The sequence below is a fragment of the Ruegeria sp. AG7 genome (assembly GCF_056541545.1).
On the sequence record NZ_JBQFYP010000001.1, the window covers coordinates 519,822 to 534,201 of the forward strand.

Here is a 14,380-nt window from a genome sequence, read left to right on the forward strand (position 1 = left end):
GGGAGGAAGGGCTGAGGCCCTTACTCCTCAACCTCCGCATCCAGGAGTTCCATATTCAGGCCGAGGCCGCGGACTTCTTTCACCAGAACGTTGAACGATTCCGGTACGCCCGCTTCAAAGTTATCCTCGCCCTTGACGATCGACTCATAGACCTTGGTCCGACCGGCGACGTCATCCGATTTCACCGTCAGCATCTCTTGTAGGGTGTAGGCGGCGCCGTAAGCTTCCAGCGCCCAGACTTCCATCTCACCAAAGCGCTGGCCACCGAACTGCGCCTTACCACCCAGCGGCTGCTGGGTCACCAGGCTATAGGGCCCGGTCGAACGCGCGTGGATCTTGTCGTCCACAAGGTGGTGCAGTTTGAGCAGGTACTTGATGCCCACGGTGACCGGACGCGCAAATTGCTCACCCGTACGACCGTCGAACAGGATCGACTGACCGCTTTGCGAGAAGCCCGCACGCACCAGCGCGTCGTTGACGTCAGCCTCTTTGGCACCGTCAAAGACGGGGGTTGCGATCGGAACACCGCGGGTCACGTTGCCCGCTGCTTCGACCAGCGTCTCCTCGTCCATGCCGGTAATGCCTTCTTCGTAGACATCTTCGCCATAGGCCAGCTTCATCGCCTCGCGCACCGGGGTCAGGTCGCCGGACCGGCGGTACTCACCCAGAGCCTCATCGATGTTCAGACCCAGACCGCGCGCGGCCCACCCCATGTGGGTTTCAAGGATCTGACCAACGTTCATACGCGAAGGCACACCCAGCGGGTTCAGACAGAAGTCGACCGGCGTACCATCGGCCAGGAACGGCATGTCTTCCATCGGAACAACCTTGGAAATCACACCCTTGTTCCCGTGACGACCGGCCATCTTGTCGCCCGGCTGCAACTTGCGCTTTACGGCAATGAAGACTTTGACCATCTTCATCACACCCGGCGGCAGGTCGTCGCCACGGCGGACCTTCTCGACCTTATCCTCGAAACGGGCGTCCAGAGCGCGCTTTTGCACTTCGTACTGCTCGTTCAGGGCCTCGACGATCTGTGCGTCCTGCTCGTCTTCCAGAGCCAGCTGCCACCATTGACCACGGGTCAGGGTGTCCAGCAGCTCCTCGGTGATCACCGACCCTGCCTTGACACCTTTCGGGCCTTTGACCGCAGTTTTACCCAGGATCAGACCTTGCAGACGCGCATAGATGTTGCGGTCAAGGATCGCCAGCTCGTCGTCCCGGTCACGGGCCAGACGTTCGACTTCCTCACGCTCGATCTGCAGCGCACGCTCGTCTTTCTCGACGCCGTGACGGTTGAAGACGCGCACCTCGACGACCGTACCGTAATCGCCCGGCTTCACGCGCAGCGAGGTGTCGCGCACGTCAGATGCTTTTTCGCCAAAGATGGCGCGCAGCAGCTTTTCTTCCGGGGTCATCGGGCTTTCGCCCTTCGGAGTGATCTTGCCGACCAGAATATCGCCCGGCTCGACATCCGCACCGATGTAAACGATGCCCGCCTCGTCGAGGTTGCGCAGCGCTTCTTCACCGACGTTCGGAATGTCGCGGGTGATCTCTTCCGGGCCCAGCTTGGTGTCACGGGCGGCGACTTCGAATTCCTCGATATGGACCGAGGTAAAGACGTCATCACGCGCGATACGTTCTGAGATCAGGATCGAGTCTTCGTAGTTGTAGCCGTTCCACGGCATGAACGCGACGACCACGTTCTTGCCAAGGGCCAGTTCACCCATATCGGTCGACGGACCGTCGGCAATGACCTCGCCCTTTTGGACGGTGTCACCCACCTTTATCAGCGGACGCTGGTTGATGCAGGTGTTCTGGTTCGAGCGCTGGAATTTGCGCAGACGATAGATGTCAACGCCAGCGTCGCCCAGTTCCAGATCCTCGGTGGCGCGGATAACGATACGCTGGGCATCGACCTGGTCGATGATACCGGCGCGTTTCGCCTGGATCGCAGCGCCCGAGTCGATCGCAACCTTTTCCTCGATGCCCGTCCCGACCAGCGGTGCCTCGGCCCGCAGCAGCGGAACCGCCTGACGTTGCATGTTCGAGCCCATCAGAGCGCGGTTGGCGTCGTCATTTTCAAGGAACGGGATCAGCGATGCAGCAACCGAGACCAGCTGCTTCGGCGACACGTCGATCAGGTCCACATTCTCGCGCGGAGCAAGGGTGTAGTCGCCTGCCTGACGGGTCGAAACCAGATCGTTGATGAACTTGCCGTTCTTGTCCAGTGTCGCGTTCGCCTGCGCCACGGTATGACGCATTTCCTCGGTCGCGGACATGTAGTGAACCTCATCAGTCACCTCGGCGTTCTTGACAACGCGGTAAGGTGTTTCGATGAAGCCATACTTGTTCACGCGGGCAAAGGTGGCCAGCGAGTTGATCAGACCAATATTCGGGCCTTCCGGCGTTTCAATCGGGCACATCCGTCCATAGTGGGTCGGGTGCACGTCGCGTACCTCAAAGCCCGCACGTTCACGCGTCAGACCACCGGGGCCAAGCGCCGAGAGACGGCGTTTGTGGGTGACTTCCGACAGCGGGTTGGTCTGGTCCATGAACTGCGACAGCTGCGACGAGCCGAAGAATTCGCGCACAGCAGCAGCAGCCGGTTTCGCGTTGATCAGGTCCTGCGGCATGACGGTGTCGATCTCGACCGACGACATACGCTCTTTGATCGCGCGCTCCATGCGCAGCAGACCGACGCGGTACTGGTTTTCCATCAGTTCGCCGACCGAACGCACACGACGGTTGCCGAGGTGGTCGATATCGTCCACGTCGCCTTTGCCATCGCGCAGCTCGACCAGAGCCTTGACACAGGCCACGATGTCTTCGCGGCGCAGGGTGCGCAGGGTATCCGGTGCGTCCAGTGCCAGGCGCATGTTCATCTTCACGCGGCCAACAGCGGACAGGTCATACCGCTCGCTGTCGAAGAACAGGGTGTCGAACAGGGCCGACGCCGCTTCGACGGTGGGCGGCTCACCTGGACGCATGACGCGGTAGATATCCATGAGCGCGGTTTCACGGCCCATATTCTTATCTGCGGCCATGGTGTTGCGCATGTAGGGACCGACATTGACGTTGTCGATGTCGAGAACCGGGATATCGGTGATGCCAGCGTCGATCAGTTCCTTCGCGGTACCGCCGATCAGGTCGCCATCCTTGTCATATTCCAGCGTCAGTTCGTCACCGGCTTCGACATAGATCGCGCCGTTTTCTTCGTTGATGATGTCTTTGGCGACAAACTTGCCAACGATGTGATCGAACGGAACCAGCAGTTCGGTGACGGTGCCCTCGTCGATCAGCTTTTTGACCGCGCGCGGGGTGACTTTCTTGCCTGCCTCGGCAATCACCTCACCTGATTTTGCGTCGATCAGGTCATAGGTCGGACGGGTGCCGCGAACACGCTCGGGGAAGAACGGCGTGACCCAGCCCTTCTTCTTTTCCAGCTTGTAGGAAACGGTGTTGTAATACGCGTCCATGATCGCTTCCTGATCCATACCCAGCGCATAAAGCAGGGTTGTTACAGGCAGTTTGCGACGGCGGTCGATACGGGCGAACACGATATCCTTGGCGTCGAACTCGAAGTCCAGCCAGCTGCCGCGATACGGGATGATGCGGCAGGCAAACAGCAGCTTGCCCGAGGAATGGGTTTTACCCTTGTCGTGGTCAAAGAACACGCCGGGCGAGCGGTGCATCTGGGAGACGATCACACGCTCGGTGCCGTTGACGACAAAGGTGCCGTTCGGGGTCATCAGGGGCATGTCGCCCATGAAGACATCCTGTTCCTTGATGTCTTTTACCGATTTCGCGCCGGTGTCCTCATCGACATCGAACACGATCAGACGCAGGGTAACCTTCAGCGGTGCGCTGTAGGTCATGTCGCGCTGCATGCACTCTTCGACATCGTATTTGGGTTTTTCCAGATCGTATTTCACGAACTCCAGAACGGAGGTTTCGTTGAAATCCTTGATCGGGAAAACCGACTGGAACACGCCTTTGATGCCTTCGCCGTCTGTGGGCTGTTCTGCATCGCCGGAGCGCAGGAAAAGATCATAAGAAGATTTCTGTACCTCAATGAGGTTCGGCATCTCCAGCACTTCGCGGATTTTACCGTAATATTTACGAAGACGTTTCTGGCCAAGGAACGTTTGAGCCATGTCAGATGTCACCTTTCGATGTTCTCAGCGGGCAAAGACACCGTCGGGCCCCGGCATCTTGCACAATCGAGACAACACGTCCGGATCAATTCGTGGCCACCGTCCCGAAGGCGGCCTCCCGATCCGAAAACCGTGTCTTAGAAAACGCCCCATTCTGTGAGGCCCTTTCTAAGACAGGTTCGGCTGGACCCGGATTTCTCCGGATCCAGCCAGAATTTTCGGCGCATCAGCGATGCACCTGAGACCAGGCTTAGGCCAGCTCGACTTCGGCGCCAGCTGCTTCCAGCTTGGCTTTGACGTCTTCGGCTTCGTCTTTCGACACGCCTTCTTTGATCTTGCCGCCGGCTTCGACCAGTTCCTTGGCTTCTTTCAGGCCCAGACCGGTGATGCCGCGAACTTCTTTGATCACGTTGATTTTCGAAGCGCCGGCGTTCTTCAGAACGACGTCGAATTCGGTTTTTTCTTCCTCAGCTGCGCCACCGGCGTCGCCACCAGCTGCTGCGACCATTACGGCGCCGCCAGCTGCGGGCTCGATGCCGTATTCGTCTTTGAGGATGGTTTTCAGTTCTTGTGCTTCCAGCAGGGTCAGACCCACGATGCTTTCTGCGAGTGCTTTCAGATCAGCCATTTTATCAGCTCTTTCCGTTTACAATGTGTGTTCCAACGTCAGGGTAGGTACCCTACGCAGATCATTCAGTGCCAACCGCTTACGCAGCTTCCGCCTTCTCTTCGATGGTGGAAAGGATGCTTGCGATATTGCTTGCAGGTGCGCCAATCGCGCCGGCGATGTTCGAAGCAGGTGCGCCAATGCAGCCCACGATCGAAGCAATAAGCTCCTCGCGAGACGGCATTTTCGAAACGGCTTCAACGCCTTTGCGGTCCAGAGCGTTCTCGCCCATAGCACCGCCGAGGATTTCAAATTTCTTGTTATCCTTGGCGAAGTCCTCGGCCACCTTGGCTGCTGCCACGGGGTCCTCGGAATAGGTCAGAACGGTCATCCCTGTCAGCAGGTCGGCCATGCTTGCACACGGCTTACCCTCGAGGGCGATTTTGGCGAGCCTGTTCTTGGCAACACGCACGGAGCCACCCGCGTCACGGGCACGTGCGCGAAGGTCCTGCATCTCGGCAACTGTCAGACCGGCGTAGTGAGCAACCACTACGACGCCAGAGCTTTCGAAGATTTGGCCGAGTTCCTCGACCACTTTCTCTTTCTGGGCTCTATCCACAGTTCTCTCCAAGTTAGGGGTGAGATCTCACCCCGGCTCATATTTGCCGCGGCTTGCGCCCCGGCGTTCAGGTCCGTTGTTACGGGATTGGCCAAAATTCGCCCGAGGGTGGGACCCTCAGAATTCTTTGGTCTTACCCGTCTCAGGCAGGGAATTAAGGGGCCATATGGCACCACCCACCGTCTTGGACGAAACAAAATAAAGCGCACGACGAATCGCACGCTTTATTCCGCAGGTCTACTTAGGACAGATGGCCGGGGTTTCCAAGAGGTAAATTGTGATAAATCAAACGCAACAAGGGATGACCAAAACAACAAGATCCATTGCGCTGACGAGCAATTGATTAGGTCGAATTACAGGGTTGAGCGCAAAATAGTTCGTGACATTGTTCCAACTTCAAGACTATAACCCGACAATTTTTCTCAGAAACAAGACGAAGCAGAAAAAATGTGTAGAATTGCCGCCTATTGCGGACCAAGTATTCCGCTTGAAAACATCGTCATCCGGCCCCAGCATTCATTGCTGGAGCAAAGCCAGCATGCGGCCGAGGCAAAGCTTGCCGTCAATGGCGATGGCTTCGGTATGGCCTGGTACGCGGATCAGGATCGTCCCGGCCTGTACAGGGATGTCCTGCCCGCGTGGTCGGATGGTAACCTGGTCGATCTTTGCAGGATGATAAAATCCTCGCTGTTTCTAGCCCATGTCCGCGCGTCGACATTCGGCGAAGTGTCGCGCGCAAACTGCCACCCTTTTACATTTGGCAAATGGTCCTTCATGCACAATGGTCAGATCGGAGAGTTCGGGCGTTTGCGCAGACGGCTAGAATCCTCACTGCCGGACGAGCTTTATGCGGCGCGGCGCGGGTCGACGGATTCAGAGCTTCTGTTTCTGCTGCTACTGGCCAACGGGCTGGATGATGCGCCGCAGGACGCTGTTGTCGCAACTCTGCGTCAGATCGATGCGCTTGACAGTCATCGGACGCAACCGGATCGCATGGCCGTCGCCTTTTCGGATGGACAGAGCCTGTATGCGTTTCGATATTCCAGCGACCAGCGCAGCCCGTCCCTGTATTTCGGGGAAGGGCTGGACCACGGCGGCAAGGTCATTGCATCCGAACCTCTGGACAAGGGCACAGGAAAATGGACGCCCATTGAAGACCGGAGTTTCTTTACCCTGACCGGCGAAACAGCCAGCCATACCGCGTTGCCGTTCAGCTAATCGAAAACGGGCGGTCCGATTGGACCGCCCGCAACATTGCTTTGGCGTGGATCAGGCTTATTCGCCCGAAGCTTCTGCCACATCAACGGTCACACCGGGGCCCATGGTCGAGCTCAGCGCGATTTTCTTCATGTAGGTGCCTTTGGCGCCCGACGGCTTGGCCCGGGCAACAGCCGAGACGAAGGCGCGAATGTTTTCGGCCAGCTTGGCGTCATCGAACGATGCTTTGCCAACGCCTGCGTGCACAACGCCGCCTTTTTCCGCCTTGAACTGAACTTCACCGCCTTTGGCTGCTTCCACGGCTGCTTTCACATCCATGGTCACGGTGCCAACCTTGGGGTTCGGCATCAGGTTACGGGGGCCCAGAACCTTACCCAGACGACCGACGATCGGCATCATGTCCGGGGTTGCAATGCAACGATCGAATTCGATGGTGCCGCCCTGAATGGTTTCCATCAGGTCTTCTGCGCCAACGATATCCGCGCCTGCTTCTTTCGCTTCGTCAGCCTTCGCGCCACGTGCGAACACAGCAACGCGCATGTCTTTGCCTGTGCCGTTCGGCAGGCCGACAACGCCGCGCACCATCTGGTCTGCGTGACGGGTGTCAACGCCCAGGTTCATTGCGATTTCGATGGTCTCGTCGAATTTCGAAGTTGCATTGGCTTTGACCAGAGCAACAGCTTCGTCCACCGACAGGTTTTCCTTGCCAGCGACGGCTTCGCGCGCAGCGCGGGTACGTTTACCGAGTTTTGCCATCTTACTTCACCTCGATGCCCATGGAGCGGGCCGAGCCCAGGATGATCTGCATTGCGCCTTCGATGTCGTTGGCGTTCAGATCTTTCATTTTGGCTTCGGCGATTTCACGAACCTGCTTCGAGGTCACGGTTGCGATCGTTTCACGACCGGGATTCTCCGCTCCACGAGGGCGGTTCCGCTTGCCAACCGGCTTCAGACCAGCTGCTTTTTTCAGGTAATAAGACGCCGGCGGCGTCTTGATGTCCATGGTGAAGGACTTGTCCTGATAGTAGGTGATCACGGTCGGGCACGGCGCGCCGGGCTCCATATCTGCGGTCTTGGCGTTGAACGCCTTGCAGAATTCCATGATGTTGATGCCGCGCTGACCCAGCGCCGGACCAACCGGCGGCGACGGGTTCGCCTGACCTGCAGGAACCTGCAGTTTCATTGTACCAGCAAGCTTCTTGGCCATTTGGTTTTCCTTTCAACTAAGGTGAAACGCGTCTCACCCAGATTATGTTGCGTGGTCCGGCCCGGGATCGCGATCCCGGTAACCTCCCACGAGAGAATCTCGCCCGAAGACGATGGGGCGGCGTTTACAGGGGATCATGGGGGTTGGCAAGTGGCCCGCCATTCAATTCGGGATCACCGAATCGAGTTTCAAATCGATAAACACCGGCGTCGACGCGCCATGGCGGGAAATTGCTGGTCATTCCGGTCAAACCCAGGAAATCCCAGGTGGCCTGTAAAACGAGGTTTCGCGCTATATTAAGGGTTTATTTTGCTTGAAAAAACCGGAGCGAACCCGGCGCCCGACCGACAGACTGCTGTGGCTTCGTTCCTTGCGCCGCATAAATAACCGCGCCATGCTGTGGCTGTGCTATAATCGGGGAAAACAAATTTGTTCGGAGGTTCGTCATGATTATTCGTTTATTAACTATGCTTGTCGCCGCACTGTCTTTTGCGGCGTCCGTTCCCCAGACCGCACGGGCCGATGCGGGCGACTTCATCGGCGGCGCTGTCGTTGGCGGGGTCGTCGGATACGCGATCGGCAAGGACCAGCAAAAGAAAAAGTCCCGGTCTTCAAGCCAGACCTACCGGTCAGGCATTCCGTCCACCTCGCAAGGGGCGCAGACACAGACCGCGCTCAACTATTTCGGCTATAATGCCGGGCGTGTCGATGGGCAGGTCGGGCATGGGACCCGGTCGGCGATCGAACGCTATCAGGTGTCTATGGGCTATCCTGTGAATGGCTATGATTTCCAGCCCTATCAGTATGACTTTCTGATGCAGGCCTATTACTGGGCGACAAGCGGTGGGCAGGCGGCAACCCAGCTTTCGGGTCAACCGCTTTTGATGGCCTATCGGCAACAGGTGCAAACCGGCTCTGCGTTGGCGGCGGCGCCTCAGACCCAGGCCCCGGCCATCCCGGTTATCACGCCTCAACAGGCCGAACCCGCAACAAGCGCCGCTGAAGCTACGACAGCCAGCCTGCCGAGCCTGTTTTCCGGCGGTACCGGAGGCCCATCGTTAGCCAATCGGTGCAGCGGGGTCATGCTGCAAACGTCGACCAATGGCGGCTATACGACCCTGTCCAACATGTCCGATCCTGACTTTGCGCTCAGCGAGCAATTCTGCCTTGCCCGCAGCTATGCGATGGCACAGGGTGAAGAACTGATGCAGGACATTCAGGGCCTTACACCCGATCAGGTCGCAGCCCAGTGCGCCGCTTATGGCGACATGCTGGCACCGCAAGTTGACGCGCTGTCTATCAACTCGAAATCAGAGGCTGAAACCCAGGTGCGCAAGCTTGCCTTGGATTCGGGTCTAAGCCCTGCTGATCTTGCCGCGACCAGCAAGGTCTGCCTTGCGATGGGATATCGTCAGGACAACATGGATACCGCGGTTGGTTCCGCGCTGATGCTGGTTGCCATGGGTGAACCCGCATACGGAGAACTGGTCGGTCACCACTTGCGCGAAGGCTTTGGTGTTCAGGCGCGCCGCGACCTTGCGATGCAGTGGTATGATGCAAGCCTTTCGGCGCTGGATTCCGGGTCGCAGGCGGTTTTCCTGCCATCCCAGACCGACCGCCCGCAGCTTTTGCGCGCAGCCATGGTTCAGTCGCAGTAAGCCTAAACGCGAAACGGCGACAAACCCTGTATCTTAAACCAAAACGCCGCGGTGCTGAATGCATCGCGGCGTTACGCTTCCATGATCGAAAAAATCCGGCTGGCAGTTAGCACGGCGTTCAGGTAGTCAAAAACTTGCTGGGCGGTCTTAGGGACAAACAATTACTGACTGTACGCCCCTCTTGGCTCGTCACGGTGATTTGACACAAGAATACAAGCCCTTAATCACGTGCGAGTAGAACTAGTCCGAATACGCTGAAGGACGCATTCGCCCAAGTTCTAGAGTTTCACATTGTGCTTTCTAAAGAACTCTTTCATTTTTTTGTCGAGAAATCCTTTACCCGTCGCAATTTGCATAAGCTCAAAAGCGCAGCCATTGTTCACTTCAACCACAACCGGACCATCCGCCGTAAGAGCAATATCCGTTGATCCAAAGTGATTTTCTGCATGCAGCAAAGCGATTTCTTCGTTCAGCTTTTTCAGTTCAGCCCAGAATGGCAGTTTTTCACCAATAAGAGTGCGGTCGCATTCCGGCAGAGAACTAAGTTCAACTCGGCGACCGTCTTCAACTGAGGCTATGCTCTTAACCTCGCCGGTTTCCGGGTTCAGGTTGCAAAGAAGATTGCCGGGACGCCAGAAGTTGTCCGCAACATTCCCCGCAAGGGGTAGCTTTAGCATTGTAAACGGAACGGAAAGCTGATTGTCGTCGATAACATTCAAACTGCGCACGGTCGCGATAGCGTCGGTAATACCGTCAAAAAAACCATGTGTTTTCAGACAGTCCTGAAAGATGTAGGGTATTTCACCAAGTGTCGAATTGGCGAAGTCCTCGTAGGATTGAGGTTCCAGCCCGTCCAGAATGACATGCGTATCAGTATGCGCTGAAATGCGCATGGCACCTGCGCTCCACATCCCGACGATAGGTTTCGCGAAAACTGAATATGACCCGTGGGTCGAAAAGAAAGACTTCAAGTCTTCGGCGTTTGTCAGTTTTGGCGTTCCCCCGAACTGGCGAGCGCTGCGATCAAAGACAGCCAGTGTTTTCGGAACGGGCAGCCTGTTGTGTTCGAGGAAACACGCAGACAACCATTTATCTTCGGTGAGGGCCTGCCATTGACTGTTGTTGCAAGCATTTACAAGCGGCCAGTGGATATGAGATGAAACGAACTCCTCACGCTCAATATCTGACCAACGCTCCCGATCATAAAGCTCGTAAAGAAAGTACTCGTAAAACCTCAGCTTTCCGCGTTTCTTGCGAAGCTTGAAAAAATCAAAGGCCAGCGAAAATGGACTTCTCCCGGTCCGTCGAGCAACTTCGACTAGAAGACTAGAAACATTGGATGTTTCTTTGCTTTTGACGGCCAACACATCTTGCGCAAAAGCTGTCATTTTTAGTAATCCCTCAATTGTCGCCGATCTGGAAATAATCAACAAATTGTGTCGATACTTTGGCGCAGGTAAATCGTTGTGCTTTCCGCGGCACAGATGCGAAAACGCCGCGATGCTTTGACATCGCGGCGTTTCGAATTTCTCTGGCAGAACGCTTAGCTTTGCTTGGTGACCTGCGTGAAGTCCAGCTCGACCGGGGTTTCGCGGCCAAAAATCGACACCGAAACCTTCAGCTTTTGCGCCTCGTCGTCCACGCCCTCGACCATGCCGTCGAAATCCTCGAACGGGCCGTCGTTGACCTTGACCTTTTCGCCGATCTCGAAGGTGATCATCAGCTTGGGCGCTTCTTCGCCTTCCTGAACGCGGTTGAGGATCTGGTTCACCTCGGCGTCGCGCATCGGCATCGGGCGACCCTGCGGACCCAGAAAACCGGTGACGCGGTTGATCGAGTTGATCAGATGATAGCCCTGATCCGACATTTCCATATGCACCAACACGTAACCCGGCATAAAGCGGCGTTCGGTGGTGACCTTCTTGCCCCGGCGCACTTCGATCACCTCTTCGGTGGGCACCAGAACTTCGTCGATATCGTTCTCAAGGCCCTGTTCAGCCACCGACGTGCGGATCTGCTCTGCGATCTTCTTTTCGAAATTCGAAAGAACGCTGACCGAGTACCACCGTTTCGCCATGAACCTGTCGTCCTTGTTTGTCTTCGGGGTATCACATCTAGCAGACACACCCGTCATTTAAATCCTGTCACGTTATCCGGAATAAAAAGCGGCGCGCGGCCCGAATCGCCACACGCCCATTCCGAATATGCGTCACCTACTCTGACATCGCGCGAGGTGCAAGGGGCAGTCGTATTTGCCCCCGCCTGAACCGGCTTAGCCGAAAGCGCCCAGAACCAGCTGAAGGCCGCCCCGGATACCCAGATCGACCAAAGCAAAAAACACAGCTGTCAGCGCCGCCATGATGAAGACCATGACCGTGGTCAACAGCACTTCGCGCCGGGTCGGCCAGACGACCTTGGAAACTTCGGCACGGACTTGCTGAATGAACTGGATCGGGTTGGTGGTGGCCATTTGGCGTGTTCTCTCTGCTTGCGGATGGGCCGGACATAGCCGGGCATTGCGGCAATTTCAAGGGCGCTTGGATGAACTCTGCGCATATCGGGCGATTGGTCAGGGTTTGGGTTTGTCGTCCCACTCGTCACTCAGGATGCGGCGCGCGTCGCCATCGGGGTCTTCGTACTGATTGGAACGAACGGTATAGATAAAGGCGACCAGACCAACGCCCCCCAGAAACAGGGATATCGGGATCAGATAGGCAAGCACTTCCATCAGGGTTACCTCAGCCGCAATGCGTTCAGCGATACGGTAATTGACGAGGTCGACATCGCCAAGGCCGCGATCAGCGGTGTTGCCAGTCCGATCACGGCCAGCGGAACGGCAATCACGTTGTAAACGGTTGCGATCTGGAAGTTCTCGCGGATGCGACGGGTGGCCTTGATGGCCGTATCGCAGGCATCCGCAATGGGCAGAAGGTCATTGCCCAGAAGAACGATGTCCGAGGCAACCCGCGCCGCATCCAACGCCGAGGCCGGAGAGATCGACACATGTGCCGCCGCCAATGCAGCCGTGTCGTTCAGGCCGTCCCCCACCATCAGAACTTTGCGGCCCTGATCCCTGAGGTCCTGAATGCGCTGTGCCTTGTCCTGCGGCAAAGCCTCGGCGACCCAATCCGTTATTCCCAGCTTCTCGGCCAAAGATTGCACGGCGCCCTTCGAATCCCCCGAGATCAATAGCACATGCTTGCCCGACGCGCGCAACGCTTCCACCGCCTCGTCCGCGCCCGGGCGCAGCGCGTCCGAGAAACGGAACGCCAAGGGCGCATCGTCGCCAATTGCAAGCCAGGCAGACGTTTCCGCGCCCTGCTGTGCGCCGAGCCATGCGGCCCGGCCCAAACGAACGCGTTGACCGCGGTATTCCCCTTGGGTGCCGTATCCCGGCACTTCGGTTATGTCCCGGACGTTAGCCGGTTTGATCCCGGCCTGTCGCGCGGCCTTTGCCAATGATACAGACAAGGGATGCGCAGAGGCCTCGGCCAGGGCCAGAGCAACCTCGACCTGTGCGCGGGCGTGGTCGCCAAGATTGACCAGTTCCGGCGCACCCGAGGTCAGTGTGCCCGTCTTGTCGAACACCACGGTGTCGGTCTCGGACAACCGTTCGAGCGCGGTTGCGTGCTTGATCAGCATACCCTTGCGGAACAACCGGCCCGAGGCAGCGGTGGTCACTGCTGGAACAGCCAGACCCAAGGCGCAGGGACAGGTGATGATCAGAACCGCCGCGGCAATGTTCAGAGCGGTGCGCAAATCGCCCGAATAGATGTACCACCCTACAAAGCTGAGCGCCGAAAGGATGTGGACACCGGGCGCATAAAGCTTGGCGGCCTTGTCGGCTAGCGAGGTATAGCGGGACCGCCCCGATTCAGCGATGGCCACCAGATCCGCCATCCGGTGCAGCGACGTATCCTGCCCCACAGCTGTGGCGCGCAGGGTCAGCGGACCCGTCAGGTTGACCTCGCCCGCGCTGACCAGCTGGCCGGCTTCGGCAAACACCGGCAGGGTTTCCCCCGTCAACAGCGAACGGTCCAGTTCGGACTGACCAGACACGATCTGACCGTCCACCGGCATTCGGCCACCGGGGCGCACAAGGATCAGATCACCGACCTTCAGATCGGCCACCGCAACTTCCGCCTCCACCCCGTCCACGATGCGGATCGCGCGCGGCACTTCCAGGGCGGTGAGCTCTTCTGCGGCGGATCGGGCTGCAGCGCGGGTGCGGTAGTCCAGATACCGGCCCGCCAGCAGGAAGAATGTCAGGGTCAGCGCGGCATCGAAATAAGCGTGCTCTCCGCTCAGCGCGGTCTCCCACAGGGAGGTGACCAGCGCCAGCAGGATCGCCAGCGTGATCGGAACATCCATGTTCAGCCGCCGCACCCGCAGGGCGCTCCAGGCGTTGGCAAAGAACGGTTGAGCCGAGAAGGCAATGGCAGGCAGCGCGATTGCAGCGGAAATCCAGTGGAACATGTCGCGCGTCGCGTCTGTTGCGCCGGACCAGACCGACACCGACAACAGCATCACGTTCATGGATGCGAACCCGGCGACGGCCAGTCGCATCAGCAGGTCACGCCCCGCCTTGTCCGCCTGTGTTGCCGACAAAGCGCCGGGGTCAAGCTCGTGGGCTTCGAAACCTGCCTGTTCAAGCACCGGGATCAAATCGGCCGCGCGGGTTTCCGGCGCGGCTTTGATCATCGCCCGTTTCAAAGTCAGGTTGACCCGCGCGTCTTCGACACCGGGATGGGCGTTCAGTTCACGTTCGACCGTCGCGATACAGGCCGAGCAGTGGATGCCCGGCAGGGACAAGGCAATCTGCACATCTTCCGGAATCGGGCGCGCGGGTTCTGCTGGTGCTGCCAGACACCCCGGACAGGCCGCCGTACCGGATGAAAGCTGCGCCGTCATCGG

The 14,380-nt window shown here is 58.0% G+C and carries 12 protein-coding genes; 2 read left to right on the top strand and 10 right to left on the bottom strand.

Annotation, left to right across the window (positions count from 1 at the left end; translation table 11 throughout):
* Positions 1–20 precede the first annotated feature (20 nt).
* The 3 genes from rpoB to rplJ all read right to left on the bottom strand — a co-directional run bounded on the left by rpoB (position 21) and on the right by rplJ (position 5,383).
* Positions 21–4,157, bottom strand: coding sequence for a DNA-directed RNA polymerase subunit beta (rpoB, locus tag ACR0BF_RS02730; RefSeq protein WP_480520912.1), 4,137 nt, complete (start codon positions 4,155–4,157; stop codon positions 21–23).
* A gap of 250 nt (positions 4,158–4,407) precedes the next feature.
* Positions 4,408–4,785 (bottom strand): 50S ribosomal protein L7/L12, encoded by a 378-nt coding sequence (gene rplL / locus ACR0BF_RS02735; RefSeq protein ID WP_209507787.1) that lies wholly within the window; start codon positions 4,783–4,785, stop codon positions 4,408–4,410.
* 79 nt (positions 4,786–4,864) lie between these two features.
* Positions 4,865–5,383, bottom strand: coding sequence for a 50S ribosomal protein L10 (rplJ, locus tag ACR0BF_RS02740; RefSeq protein ID WP_209507785.1), 519 nt, complete (start codon positions 5,381–5,383; stop codon positions 4,865–4,867).
* Between the two features lie 447 nt (positions 5,384–5,830).
* Here rplJ and ACR0BF_RS02745 point away from each other — a divergent pair, with 447 nt between their 5' ends.
* Complete coding sequence (locus ACR0BF_RS02745; protein WP_480520914.1) at positions 5,831–6,601, top strand: class II glutamine amidotransferase; 771 nt, start codon at positions 5,831–5,833, stop codon at positions 6,599–6,601.
* 57 nt (positions 6,602–6,658) lie between these two features.
* Here ACR0BF_RS02745 and rplA read toward each other — a convergent pair whose 3' ends face one another.
* Both rplA and rplK read right to left on the bottom strand, forming a co-directional pair.
* Positions 6,659–7,357, bottom strand: a complete 699-nt coding sequence (gene rplA / locus ACR0BF_RS02750; protein ID WP_480474068.1) for a 50S ribosomal protein L1 — start codon at positions 7,355–7,357, stop codon at positions 6,659–6,661.
* Position 7,358: 1 nt separating this feature from the next.
* Positions 7,359–7,808 (bottom strand): 50S ribosomal protein L11, encoded by a 450-nt coding sequence (gene rplK / locus ACR0BF_RS02755; protein ID WP_480474069.1) that lies wholly within the window; start codon positions 7,806–7,808, stop codon positions 7,359–7,361.
* Positions 7,809–8,254: 446 nt separating this feature from the next.
* On the opposite strand from rplK, the gene ACR0BF_RS02760 reads away from it, so the two are divergent.
* Positions 8,255–9,466 (top strand): peptidoglycan-binding domain-containing protein, encoded by a 1,212-nt coding sequence (locus ACR0BF_RS02760; RefSeq protein WP_480474070.1) that lies wholly within the window; start codon positions 8,255–8,257, stop codon positions 9,464–9,466.
* Between the two features lie 278 nt (positions 9,467–9,744).
* On the opposite strand, the gene ACR0BF_RS02765 is transcribed toward ACR0BF_RS02760, so the two are convergent.
* The 5 genes from ACR0BF_RS02765 to ACR0BF_RS02785 all read right to left on the bottom strand — a co-directional run bounded on the left by ACR0BF_RS02765 (position 9,745) and on the right by ACR0BF_RS02785 (position 14,377).
* Positions 9,745–10,854 (bottom strand): sugar-transfer associated ATP-grasp domain-containing protein, encoded by a 1,110-nt coding sequence (locus tag ACR0BF_RS02765; RefSeq protein ID WP_480624211.1) that lies wholly within the window; start codon positions 10,852–10,854, stop codon positions 9,745–9,747.
* Between the two features lie 155 nt (positions 10,855–11,009).
* Positions 11,010–11,543 carry a transcription termination/antitermination protein NusG gene (gene nusG / locus ACR0BF_RS02770; RefSeq protein WP_209507773.1) on the bottom strand — a complete coding sequence of 178 codons (534 nt, stop codon included), beginning with the start codon at positions 11,541–11,543 and terminating at the stop codon, positions 11,010–11,012.
* A 195-nt stretch (positions 11,544–11,738) separates the two neighbouring features.
* Positions 11,739–11,936, bottom strand: coding sequence for a preprotein translocase subunit SecE (gene secE, locus ACR0BF_RS02775; RefSeq protein WP_480474071.1), 198 nt, complete (start codon positions 11,934–11,936; stop codon positions 11,739–11,741).
* Between the two features lie 99 nt (positions 11,937–12,035).
* Positions 12,036–12,194, bottom strand: a complete 159-nt coding sequence (ccoS, locus tag ACR0BF_RS02780) for a cbb3-type cytochrome oxidase assembly protein CcoS (protein ID WP_209507770.1) — start codon at positions 12,192–12,194, stop codon at positions 12,036–12,038.
* A 5-nt stretch (positions 12,195–12,199) separates the two neighbouring features.
* A complete protein-coding gene (locus ACR0BF_RS02785) occupies positions 12,200–14,377 on the bottom strand; it encodes a heavy metal translocating P-type ATPase (protein WP_480624212.1) in 2,178 nt (725 codons plus the stop codon).
* Between the last annotated feature and the right edge of the window lie 3 nt (positions 14,378–14,380).